Below are 11954 nucleotides of genomic sequence, written 5' to 3'. Positions count from 1 at the left end.
ACATTGAATCCTGAGTGTTCACACATTTTGTGTTCACTGGAGATCTATTGTGGGAGCGAGCCTGCTCGCGAAGGCCGCGCCTCGGTATTACGTCTTATTGAGCAACAGGCGTGATATCACGCATCGGCTTGCCCTTCACTGGCGCACCGCCAGCCACGTAGTAGGCAGCATTGCTACGCGGCAGTGGCTTGCGGCCACGGATCTTGTCGGCGATTTTCTCGGCCATCATGATCGTCGGCGCGTTCAGGTTGCCGGTGGTGATGATCGGCATGATCGAGGCATCGACCACACGCAGGCTCTGCATGCCGTGCACGCGACCTTCGCCATCCACGACCGCCATGTCGTCGGTGCCCATCTTGCACGAGCAGGACGGGTGGAACGCGGTTTCGGCGTGTTCGCGGATGAACTTGTCCAACTGCTCATCGGTTTGCACGTCGATACCCGGGCTGATTTCGCGGCCACGGAAGGCGTCCAGTGCAGGCTGTTGCATGATTTCGCGGGTCAGGCGGATGCCGTCACGGAATTCCTGCCAGTCCTGCTCGGTGGCCATGTAATTGAACAGGATGCTCGGGTGCTGGCGCGGATCCTTGGATTTGACCTGGATGCGGCCACGGCTCGGCGAACGCATGGAACCCATGTGTGCCTGGAAACCGTGCTCTTTCACACCGTTGCTGCCGTTGTAGTTAATCGCCACCGGCAGGAAGTGGTACTGGATGTTCGGCCATTCGAACTCTTCACGAGTACGGATGAAACCGCCGGCTTCGAACTGGTTGCTGGCGCCGATGCCGGTGCCGTTGAACAGCCACTCGGCACCGATGGCCGGCTGGTTGTACCAGAGCAGCGACGGGTACAGCGAAACTGGCTGAGTGCACGCGTATTGCAGGTACAGCTCAAGGTGGTCCTGGAGGTTTTCACCGACGCCCGGCAGGTCGTGGACCACCGGGATGTCGAGGCTTTCCAGCAGTTTTGCCGGGCCGACACCGGAGCGCTGCAGAATCTGCGGCGAAGCGATGGCGCCGGAGCACAGCAGGACTTCTTTGCGCGCTTTGGCTTCAACGCGCTCTTCCGCCGAGCCGACCAGGTAACGCACGCCGACCGCACGCTTGCCTTCGAACAGGATCTTGTCGGTCAGGGCGTGGGTGACGATGGTCAGGGTCGAACGCTTCTTGGCGATGTCGAGGTAGCCACGGGCGGTGGAAGCACGACGGCCATTCGGCGTCACGGTGCGGTCCATCGGGCCGAAACCTTCCTGCTGATAGCCGTTCAAGTCTTCGGTGCGCGGGTAACCGGCCTGCACGCCGGCTTCAACCATGGCGTGGAACAGCGGGTTGTTGCCAGCCTTCGGCGTGGTCACGCTGACCGGACCGTCGCCACCGTGGTAGTCGTTCGGGCCGATGTCACGGGTTTCCGCTTTACGGAAGTACGGCAGGCAGTCGAGGTACGACCAGTCTTCCAGGCCTGGCAGTTTCGCCCAGCCGTCGTAGTCCATCGCGTTGCCACGGATGTAGCACATGCCGTTGATCAGCGAGGAACCGCCGAGGCCTTTGCCGCGACCGCATTCCATCCGGCGACCGTCCATGTGTGGCTCTGGATCGGTTTCGTACGCCCAGTTGTAGCGACGACCCTGCAGCGGGAATGCCAGCGCGGCCGGCATTTGCGTGCGGAAGTCGAAACGATAGTCCGGGCCGCCGGCTTCGAGCAGCAGAACGGTGACGCCTTCGTCTTCAGTCAGACGGGTCGCCAGGGTGTTACCGGCCGAGCCGGCACCGATGATGATGTAATCGAATTCTTGGGACATTAGATGCACCCTCTTTAGATGTGGTCAGGCTGCCGAGCTGCTTGTTTTGTGGCGAGGGATCTTGTCGGATCGCCGCACCGTCCCGCTCGGCTGCGCAGCAGTCGCAAAACCTGCAACTGTGCTCTGTCTGGATAGCTGCGGTGTCTGCAGTTGGGGCCGCTGCGCAGCCCAGCGGGAGCAAGCTCCCTCGCCACAAGGGCCCCAACTTCAGAGTTGCGTCAGATCAGAACACCGAGACGTAATCGCCCAGCTCGACCTGTACCGATTTGATGCGTGTGTAGTTGGTCAGCGAGCTGATGCCGTTTTCGCGGCCCACGCCCGACTGCTTGTAACCGCCCACCGGCATTTTTGCGTCGGACTCGCCCCAGGCGTTGATCCAGCAGATACCGGCTTCCAGTTGATGAATCACGCGGTGTGCGCGGTTCAGGTCTTTGGTGACGATACCGGCGGCCAGGCCGAAGTCGGTGTCGTTGGCGCGGAGGATCACTTCTTCTTCGGTTTCGTAGGAGAGGATCGCCATAACCGGGCCAAAGATTTCTTCACGAACGATGGTCATGTCGTCGGTGCAATCGGTGAACACGGTCGGAGCAACGAATGCGCCTTTGGCGAATTCGCCGTCGGTCAGACGCTCGCCGCCGCACAGCACGCGGGCACCTTCTTCTTTACCTTTGGCGATATAGCCCAGCACGCTTTCCATGTGCGGGAAGCTGACCAGCGGGCCGAAGTTGGTGTTTTCGTCTTCCGGGTTGCCGATGCGGATGCGCGTAACGCGCTCAACGATCTTGGCTTCGAAAGCGGCTTTCAGGTGGCTCGGCACGAACACGCGAGTGCCGTTGGTGCAGACCTGACCGGAGCTGTAGAAGTTGGCCATCATTGCAGTGTCGGCAGCACGATCGAGATCGGCGTCGTCGCAGATGATCAGCGGGGACTTGCCGCCCAGTTCCATGGTCACGTCTTTCAGCGACGAGGCCGAAGCGCTGGCCATGACTTTCTTGCCGGTGTCGGTGCCGCCGGTGAAGGAGACTTTCTCGATGCGCGGGTGCTCGGTCAGCCAGGTGCCGACTTCACGGCCGCTGCCGGTCAGGACGTTGAACACGCCGTTTGGCAGGCCGGCTTCGGTGTAGATCTCGGCCAGTTTCAGGGTGGTCAGCGAGGTGACTTCGCTTGGCTTGAAGATCATCGCGTTACCGGCGGCCAAGGCTGGTGCGGATTTCCACAGTGCGATCTGGATCGGGTAGTTCCACGCGCCGATACCGGCCACCACGCCCAGCGGCTCGCGACGGGTGTAGACGAAAGACGTGTCGCGCAGCGGGATCTGCTCGCCTTCGATCGCCGGCACCAGGCCTGCGTAGTATTCCAGCACGTCGGCGCCGGTGACGATGTCGACGTATTTGGTTTCGGAGTACGCCTTGCCGGTGTCCAGGGTTTCCAACGCGGCCAGTTCATCGTTGCGCTCGCGCAGGATGTCGACGGCACGACGCAGGATGCGCGAACGCTCCATGGCGGTCATCGCAGCCCAGATTTTCTGGCCCTTTTCAGCGCTGACCACAGCACGCTCGACGTCTTCCTTGGTCGCACGTTGCACTTGGGCGAGGACTTCACCGTTCGCCGGGTTGATGGCTTCGAAGGTGGCATCGCTGCCAGCGTCGGAGTACGCGCCATCGATGTAGAGTTTTTGCAGTTCGAAACGGGCCATAGTGTCCTCGCAAGTGCATTGGTTGTTGGCGTTGACCACCACGATGAAGCTGCGGTGGCGGTTCAGGGGCCGAGCGTTTTCTGTGTGCTCTAGCTCACCTGCTTGGCCAATTGGAAATCCATGTATTCGTAAGCGATCTGTTGCGCCTGCGCCGTGTCGAAAGCGTCTCCCGACAGCGCGCCGCGCAACCACAAGCCGTCGATCAACGCTGCCAGTCCACGCGCTGCGCTGCGCGCATCTTCGAGCGGCAACACACGGCGGAACTCGCAGCACAGGTTGGAATACAGACGGTGATCGTTGATCCGCTGCAACCTGTGCAAAGACGGCTGGTGCATGCTGGTGGCCCAGAAGGCCAGCCAGGTTTTCATTGCCGGGCCATTGACCTGGCTGGCGTCGAAGTTGCCTTCGATGATCACCTGCAGATGCGCCCGTGGGCTGCTGTCTGCCAGCGCCTGACGGCGCGCGGTGACGTTCTCGCTGAGGACGTTCATCAGATACCGCATCGTGGCGGCAATCAGGCCGTTCTTGTCCTGAAAATAGTGACTGATGATGCCATTCGAGACACCGGCCAAACGGGCGATCAGCGCAATGCTGGCGTCCCCCATCCCGACCTGATCGACCGCTTGCAACGTGGCTTCGATCAGTTGTTGGCGGCGGATGGGTTGCATACCGACCTTGGGCATCTTGCACATCTCCTTAGGCCTTCCGACGGGCGAATAACGCCTATCGGATTAAGGGCCAGTCTATTTTGTTTTGATTGAACGTTCAATCAACAAAGAATAAGATCTGCGACAAATCGTCGCTGCCTACAGATTTTTTCTGCTTGTAAATGGCGATAAAACGACATCCGAAAATGCTTGAAACCTGCGTGGGGCATGGCGCGGTTCGCTATTCGATGGACGTGTTGAATGGGCAAGACGCTCGGGGCCAGGTTTCGGATGAACGTCCGCACAGCTTTGGCCACGAAAGCGATTCGCAACGCCATTTCGGCAGGTTCGGGCTTTTTTCGGGGTGTCTTTATATCACCCGCCGGTCGGCTGCCAACTAACCGATTGGTCGGGTTCCGTGTTGCCTTGTGTTCTTCTCTCGCACTGCCTGGAGCATTTGTGCCATGAGTTCTGCCTCGCTTATAAAGACCCCGCCCGAGAAGGTGACGGTCAACGGTTGGGTGTTTTACACCTCTACCGCGTTGATTCTGTTGTTGACCGCCATTCTGATCATCGCCCCGCAAGAGGCCGGCAGATTGTTGGGTATCGCTCAGGCCTGGTTGTCGCGCAGCTTCGGCTGGTACTACATGGTGGTAATCGCCGCCTACCTGGTGTTTGTGGTGGGCCTGGCGTTTTCCTCCTACGGCAAACTCAAACTGGGCAGCAAGGACGACACCCCGGATTTCAGTTACGGCGCCTGGGCGGGGATGCTGTTCTCGTCGGGTATCGGCATTTCGCTGCTGTACTTCGGCGCCTCCGAGCCGCTGGACCACTACTTCAATCCGCCGGAAGGCGCAGCGGCCACCAACATGGCCGCGCGTCAGGCGGTGCAACTGACCTTCCTGCACTGGGGCCTGCACGGCTGGGCGATCTACGCACTGGTCGGTCTGGCCGTGGCGTACTTCGCGTACCGTCATAACCAGCCGCTGGCCCTGCGTTCGGCGCTGTATCCACTGGTGGGTGAGCGTTGGGTCAAAGGCGCGGCCGGTCACGCGGTGGACGGCTTCGGCATGTTCGTGACCCTGCTGGGTCTGGTGACCAACCTGGGGATCGGCTCGCTGCAAGTGTCCTCCGGCCTGGAAAACCTGTTCGGCATGGAACACAGCAACACCAATCTGCTGATCGTGATCATCGTGATGAGCACCGTGGCGACCATCGCTGCCGTCTCCGGTGTGGAAAACGGCATTCGTCGTCTGTCCAACCTGAACATCGTGCTGTTCAGCGGTCTGCTGATTTTCGTCTTGCTGTTCGGCCCGACCCTGCACCTGCTCAATGGCTTCGTGCAGAACATCGGCGATTACCTCAACGGCGTGGTGCTGAAGACGTTCGACCTATACGTCTATGAAGGCGACAGCGCCAAGTCGGACCGCTGGCTGGGCCTGTGGACCCTGTTCTACTGGGCGTGGTGGATTTCCTGGGCACCATTCGTAGGTATGTTCATCGCGCGTATTTCCCGTGGTCGTACCGTGCGTGAACTGGTCGCCGGCGTGCTGCTGATTCCGCTGGGCTTCACCCTGGCCTGGCTGTCGATCTTCGGTAACTCGGCGCTGGATCTGGTGATGAACCAAGGGGCGGTGGAGCTTGGCAAGACGGCGCTGGAACAGCCGTCGATGGCGATCTATCAGTTGCTTGAGCATTACCCGGCGTCGAAAGTCGTCATCGGTGTGTCGATCTTCGTCGGTTTCGTGCTGTTCCTGACCCCGGCCGACTCTGGCGCGGTGATGATGGCGAACCTGTCCTGCAAGGGCGGTAACGTCGACGAAGATGCGCCACATTGGTTGCGGATCTTCTGGTCGGTGGTGATCACCCTGGTGACCATCGGTCTGCTGTTCGCCGGTAACTTCGAAGCCATGCAAACCATGGTGGTGCTGGCCGGTCTGCCGTTCTCGGTGGTGCTGGTGTTCTTCATGTTCGGCCTGCACAAGGCGATGCGCCAAGACGTGCAGATCGAACAAGAGCAGGCGCAACTGGCGGAGCGCGGTCGTCGTGGTTTCAGCGAGCGTCTGACGCAGCTGGACCTGCAACCGAGCCAATCGGTGGTGCAGCGTTTCATGGACAAGCAGGTCAGCCCTGCGCTGGAAGACGCTGCCGCACAAATGCGTGCACAGGGTCTGGAAGTGCAGACGCTGCTGGGCAAATCCAAGCGTTGCATGGGCGTGCGCGTCGAGATGGAAGAGGGCAACCCTTTCGTTTACGAAGTGAGCCTGGACGGCTACCTGGCGACCCCGACCGAATCGGCCCAGTCCGATGAAGCGCGCCAGCGTTACTACCGCGCCGAGGTGTACCTGCACAACGGCAGCCAGGATTACGACCTGATGGGCTTCACGCAGGATCAGATCACACGCGATGTGCTCGATCAGTTTGAAAGCCATCGGCAGCTCCTTGGCCGGGTGTACAGCTAAACCTTGAGGATCGGCGGTGCAGTAAATGCACCGCCGATCCAGTGTGGTGAGGGAGCTTGCTCCCGCTGGGCTGCGAAGCGGCCCCAAGAATTTGTGAGTGCTGCGCACTCAAGCAGGAGCAAGCTCCCTCGCCACAGTTGTCAGTATTCCAGGTCTTTTATGTGCACTAACAAAAACGCCGCGATCCTCTCGCGGCGTTTTTGTGTCCGGGGTTCTTACCCCAGGTTCTTGCCCAGCAACGCGTGATACAGCTCGCTGTCGCCGAGAATCCCCACCACGTGGTTGTTGTCGTGCAGCACCAGTTTGTTGCCGGTCTGGTAGCGAATCTGCAGCGCATCGCGCATGCCGATGTTCGAGTCCACCAGTGTCGGCTTGCGCTCCAGCGCTTCCACCGCTTGCCCCGGGGCCCAGTTCTGCAGGTTCAGCACCGAACCGTTCTGCCGCGCGCCCTTGATGGTGTTGCCTTCGGCGAGGTCCAGCCACGAGTCGCCGCCCGGATCGAGGCACACCGAGCCGTTGATGCGTTTGCAGTTGTCCAGCGTGCGCATCAGGCTTCGGCCGCAGAGCACGTTGAGCGGGTTGGTGTGGGCGACGAAGGTGCGTACATAGTCGTCCGCCGGGTTCAGCACGATCTCTTCCGGCACGCTGTACTGGATGATCCGGCCGTCCTTCATGATCGCGATGCGGCTACCCAGTTTGAGCGCCTCGTCGAGGTCGTGGCTCACAAACACGATGGTCTTGCTCAGCTTGCGTTGCAGTTCCAGCAGTTCATCCTGCAGGCCCTGGCGGATCAGCGGGTCGAGTGCCGAGAACGGTTCGTCCATCAGCAGGATGTCGGCGTCCATTGCCAGCGCCCGGGCCAGGCCCACACGCTGCTGCATACCGCCGGAGAGTTCATCGGGTTTCTTGTTGCGCCATTGGGTCAGGCCCACCAGTTCGAGTTTGTCATCGACCAGTTTGCGCCGTTCCTTTTCCGGTCGGCCCTGCATTTCCAGACCGAAACTGATGTTCTCGCGCACCGTCAGCCACGGCATCAGGGCGAACTTCTGGAACACCATGGCGATGCGTTTGGTGCGCATCATCTTCAGTTCGGCCGGGGTGCAGGAGGCGATGTCGATCTGCTTGCCTTCGTGCTCGACGAACAGCTTGCCGCGGCTCACGGTGTTCAAGCCGTTGATGCAGCGCAGCAGGCTCGACTTGCCGGACCCGGACAGGCCCATCAGTACGCAGATCTCGCCCTTGTTGATGTCCAGGCTGGCCTTTTCCACGCCGACGATCTGCCCGGTCTTTTTCAGGATCTCGTTGCGGGTCATGCCCTGATCCAGCAGCTTGAGTGCCTCGCGTGGATCCTTGGAGAAGATTACGTCGACGTCTTCGAAGCGAATTATGCTCATGCGTCACCCCCTACTTTGGCGTCGGGTTGTTTGCAGATACGGTCGAGCATGATCGCCAGCAGTACGATCGCCAGGCCTGCTTCGAAGCCCAGGGCGATATCAGCAGTGTTCAGTGCGTTGACCACCGGTTTGCCGAGTCCGTCGGCGCCCACCAGTGCCGCGATCACCACCATCGACAGCGACAGCATGATGCACTGGGTGATGCCGGCAGCGATGCTCGGCATGGCGTGAGGCAGTTCGATCCGTGAGAGCAATTGGCGACGCGAGCAGCCGAAGGCCTTGCCGGCGTCCATCAGTTCTTGTGGGACATCGCGGATGCCCAGGTAGGTCAGGCGGATCGGCGCAGCGATGGCGAATACCACCGTGGAGATCAGGCCCGGCACCACGCCCAGCCCGAAGAGGGTCAGGGTAGGAATGAGGTAAACGAAGGTCGGTACGGTCTGCATCAGATCGAGTACCGGACGCATTAACGTGTAGAACATCGGCTTGTGCGCGGCGACGATGCCCAACGGCACGCCGATGACCACGCAGACCAGGGTCGCGAACATGACCTGGGCGAGGGTTTCCATGGTCTCCTGCCAGTACCCCAGGTTGAGGATCAGAAGGAACGAGGCAATCACAAAAACAGTCAGCCCCCATTTGCGCTGGATGAAATGCGCGAGCAGGGCAATGAGGCCGATCAAGACGAAGGGGTTGAACCAGGTGAGCGCAAACGTCACGCCGTGGATCATCGTTTCCAGTGTCACGGCGATTGCGTCGAAGGTGCTGGCGCCGTGTTGCGTCAACCATTCAACGAAGCCCGCGATGTACTGGCCTAAAGGGATTTTCTGATCAATCAGCATGGTAGTGAACGTCCGCATGCAAGGAATAAACAGCCCGGGCGAGCGAACTCGCCCGGCGTAAGGCAATTACTGTGCGAGCTTGGCTTTCACGGCCTCCAGGCCAGGTTTACCGTCAATGGTGGTCACGCCAGCGAGCCAGGTATCGAGCACCTGTGGGTTCTTTTTCAGCCAGGCCTTGGCGGCCGCGTCAGGCTTCATCTTGTCGTCGAGGATGTTGCCCATCAGGGTACTTTCCATGTCGACGGTGAACTCCAGGTTCTTCAGCAACTGACCAACGTTGCTGCATTCGGTGGTGTAACCCTTGCGGGTGTTGGTCGCCACGGTTGCAGCACCGAAATCGGGACCGAAGAAGTCATCGCCGCCGGTCAGGTATTGAATCTTGAAGCGCTTGTTCATCGGGTGCGGCGCCCAGCCGAGGAAGACCACGGCGGTGTCGCGTTTCTGCGCGCGGTCGACCTGCGAGAGCATGCCCGCTTCGGACGATTCGACGACCTTGAAACCGGCGGTTTTCAAGCCGAAGGCATCTTTGTCGATCATGCTCTGGATCAGGCGGTTGCCGTCGTTGCCAGGCTCGATGCCGTAGATCTTGCCGTCGAGCTCTTTCTTGAATTTGGCGATGTCGGCGAAGTCATGCAGCCCCTTGTCGTACAGGGCTTGCGGTACGGCGAGGGTGTACTTGGCACCCTTGAGGTTGGTGCGTACCACTTCGACGGTGCCGGCATCGCGGTAGGCCTTGATGTCGTTTTCCATGGTCGGCATCCAGTTACCGAGGAACACGTCCATGTTCTTGCCGTCGGCCAGCGACTTGTAGGTCACGGGCACGGAAATCATGGTGGTCTTGGTCTTGTAGCCGAGGGCGTCGAGCACCACCGAGGTGGTGGCGGTGGTGGCGGTGATGTCGGTCCAGCCGACATCGGAGAAGTTTACGGTACTGCACTGAGCGGGTTCTGCAGCGTTAGCCAGTAACGGCAGACTCAGCATGGCGGCCAACAACAACGACGGGGAACCTTTCATGGATGGACTCCTTGGTGTTTTTTTTGGCAGTGTTCCGACTGTGGACCACCGCACTTATAGGTTGCGGTTGGATGGCGTTCTGGAGACAGCTCTACCACGGCGCCTTGCAATCGAGTCATAACGATCATGTACCAGTGAAAATCTGACGCCTACAGGGTGCGTCGTATCCAGTACAGGGATGGTCGCATCCAGTGTCAGTGACGTCGTTTACAGCTTTTTTCTGCCCCGATCGGCGCTCTGAACTGCATAAAAACGGCGAAAAACCGGGACGAAAACGGCGCGGCGCTGGTGGGCATGAGTGCGTCGGTGTCAGACGCCGGACGACCTGACAAAAGCCTGATGATGCGGGCATTCCGGCGGATCGCAGCTTGAGCGTAGCAGCTCCGCCAGCGGGCGCTTAACGCCCGGGAACGGCATCCTCAGGAGCTCTGCAGCAATGGCTATCAGCGTTTTCGACCTGTTCAAAATCGGCATCGGCCCGTCCAGTTCCCACACCGTCGGCCCAATGCGCGCCGCCGCCCTGTTTGTCGAATCGCTGCGCGACAGGCACCTGCTCGAACAAGTGCGGCGTATAGAAGTGCAACTGTTCGGCTCGCTGTCGGCCACCGGCATCGGGCACGGCAGCGACAACGCGGTGATCATGGGCTTGATGGGCGAGTGGCCGGACGCTATCGACCCGTCGCAGATCGGCCCGCGAATCCAGGCGCTGCGTGAAACCCACACCCTGCTATTGGATGGCCGCTTGTCGGTGCCGTTTGTCTGGGCGCGCGACATGCGCCTGATCGACGAGAACCTGCCATTTCACCCCAACGCCATGACCCTGATTGCCGAAGGCGATCACGGGGAAATCCATCGCGACACCTACTATTCGGTCGGTGGCGGTTTTGTGGTGGATCAAGCGCAGGCGTCCAGCGGCGTGGTCGATCTGGATCGCACCGAATTGCCTTATGAATTTTCCAGCGCGGTGGAGCTGCTGGAGCTGTGTAAACAGAACAACCTGCGCGTCGCCGAACTGATGATGGCCAACGAAAAGGTCTGGCGCAGCGAAGAGGAAATCCGCGCCGGGCTGATGAAGCTGTGGCGGGCGATGCAGGATTGCGTCGAGCAGGGCCTCAAGCACGAAGGCATCCTCCCGGGTGGCCTGAACGTGCGCCGGCGTGCGGCCAAGTTGCATCGCAGCCTGCAGGAGTTGAACAAGCCCAACGTGATCGGCTCGACCCTCAGCGCGATGGAGTGGGTCAACCTGTTTGCCCTCGCGGTGAATGAAGAGAACGCGGCCGGGGGGCGCATGGTCACGGCGCCGACCAACGGTGCGGCGGGGATCATCCCGGCGGTGTTGCACTACTTTATGAAGTTCAGCGAAGCGGTCACCGACGCCAACGTCGTCGACTACTTTTTGGGCGCGGCGGCGGTAGGCATTCTGTGCAAGAAGAACGCTTCAATCTCGGGTGCCGAAGTCGGCTGCCAGGGCGAGGTCGGCTCGGCCTGCGCGATGGCGGCGGCAGGGTTGGCAGAGATCCTCGGCGCGACGCCGGAGCAACTGTGCAACGCCGCAGAAATCGGCCTGGAGCACAACCTCGGCCTGACCTGCGATCCGGTCGGCGGTCTGGTGCAGGTGCCGTGCATCGAGCGCAATGCGATTGCCGCAGTGAAGGCGATCAACGCGGCGCAGATGGCGTTGCGTGGGGATGGTCAGCACTTTATCTCGCTGGACCGGGTGATCCGCACCATGCGTGACACCGGTGCCGACATGCATGACAAATATAAAGAGACGTCACGTGGTGGTTTGGCGGTCAGCGCCGTAGAGTGCTGACAAATTTTTCTGTGGCGAGGGGATTTATCCCCGATGGGCTGCGAAGCGGCCCCAAATCCTGTAATTGAGTTTTGCCTGACACACCGCGGTGAATGGGTTTACGACTGCTGCGCAGCCGATCGGGGATAAATCCCCTCGCCACAGGATTTATGTTTGATTTGGAAAGATTGGAGCGCCTCAGACCAGTCAAAATTGCTCATCAAGTGAACACTCACGATCAAACGCGCCACCTTTTAGCGCGTCGCAATCAGATAAGAGTCTTTCCCACCTGTAACAGGCAATCAGCAC

The 11954-nt window shown here is 60.2% G+C and carries 8 protein-coding genes; 2 read left to right on the top strand and 6 right to left on the bottom strand.

Annotation, left to right across the window (positions count from 1 at the left end; genetic code table 11):
- Positions 1–94 precede the first annotated feature (94 nt).
- From betA to betI, 3 genes are all read right to left on the bottom strand, one after another.
- Positions 95–1798, bottom strand: coding sequence for a choline dehydrogenase (gene betA, locus HBN98_RS10280; protein WP_064589583.1), 1704 nt, complete (start codon positions 1796–1798; stop codon positions 95–97).
- A gap of 223 nt (positions 1799–2021) precedes the next feature.
- Positions 2022–3494 carry a betaine-aldehyde dehydrogenase gene (gene betB / locus HBN98_RS10275; protein WP_083367699.1) on the bottom strand — a complete coding sequence of 491 codons (1473 nt, stop codon included), beginning with the start codon at positions 3492–3494 and terminating at the stop codon, positions 2022–2024.
- An 89-nt stretch (positions 3495–3583) separates the two neighbouring features.
- Positions 3584–4177: a transcriptional regulator BetI gene (gene betI / locus HBN98_RS10270; protein ID WP_025108530.1), complete on the bottom strand. Its 594-nt coding sequence runs from the start codon at positions 4175–4177 to the stop codon at positions 3584–3586.
- 428 nt (positions 4178–4605) lie between these two features.
- Between betI and betT the strand changes: the two genes are divergently transcribed.
- Complete coding sequence (betT, locus tag HBN98_RS10265) at positions 4606–6603, top strand: choline BCCT transporter BetT (RefSeq protein WP_064589582.1); 1998 nt, start codon at positions 4606–4608, stop codon at positions 6601–6603.
- Between the two features lie 215 nt (positions 6604–6818).
- On the opposite strand, the gene choV is transcribed toward betT, so the two are convergent.
- From choV to HBN98_RS10250, 3 genes are all read right to left on the bottom strand, one after another.
- Positions 6819–7997 carry a choline ABC transporter ATP-binding protein gene (gene choV / locus HBN98_RS10260; protein ID WP_064589581.1) on the bottom strand — a complete coding sequence of 393 codons (1179 nt, stop codon included), beginning with the start codon at positions 7995–7997 and terminating at the stop codon, positions 6819–6821.
- Complete coding sequence (gene choW / locus HBN98_RS10255; protein ID WP_007962645.1) at positions 7994–8839, bottom strand: choline ABC transporter permease subunit; 846 nt, start codon at positions 8837–8839, stop codon at positions 7994–7996. The genes choV and choW overlap by 4 nt, the downstream gene beginning before the upstream one ends.
- 66 nt (positions 8840–8905) lie before the next feature.
- The gene (locus tag HBN98_RS10250; RefSeq protein WP_064589580.1) at positions 8906–9853 is read right to left on the bottom strand and encodes a choline ABC transporter substrate-binding protein; all 948 of its coding nucleotides are present in this window, start codon (positions 9851–9853) and stop codon (positions 8906–8908) included.
- Positions 9854–10289: 436 nt separating this feature from the next.
- Here HBN98_RS10250 and HBN98_RS10245 point away from each other — a divergent pair, with 436 nt between their 5' ends.
- Positions 10290–11666 carry an L-serine ammonia-lyase gene (locus tag HBN98_RS10245; protein WP_083367700.1) on the top strand — a complete coding sequence of 459 codons (1377 nt, stop codon included), beginning with the start codon at positions 10290–10292 and terminating at the stop codon, positions 11664–11666.
- Positions 11667–11954: the final 288 nt, after the last annotated feature.

The sequence above is a fragment of the Pseudomonas koreensis genome (assembly GCF_012986595.1).
Taxonomy (GTDB): domain Bacteria; phylum Pseudomonadota; class Gammaproteobacteria; order Pseudomonadales; family Pseudomonadaceae; genus Aquipseudomonas; species Aquipseudomonas koreensis.
The sequence above is the reverse complement of the archived record's forward strand: the minus strand, read 5'-3'. Positions and strand labels throughout refer to the sequence as shown.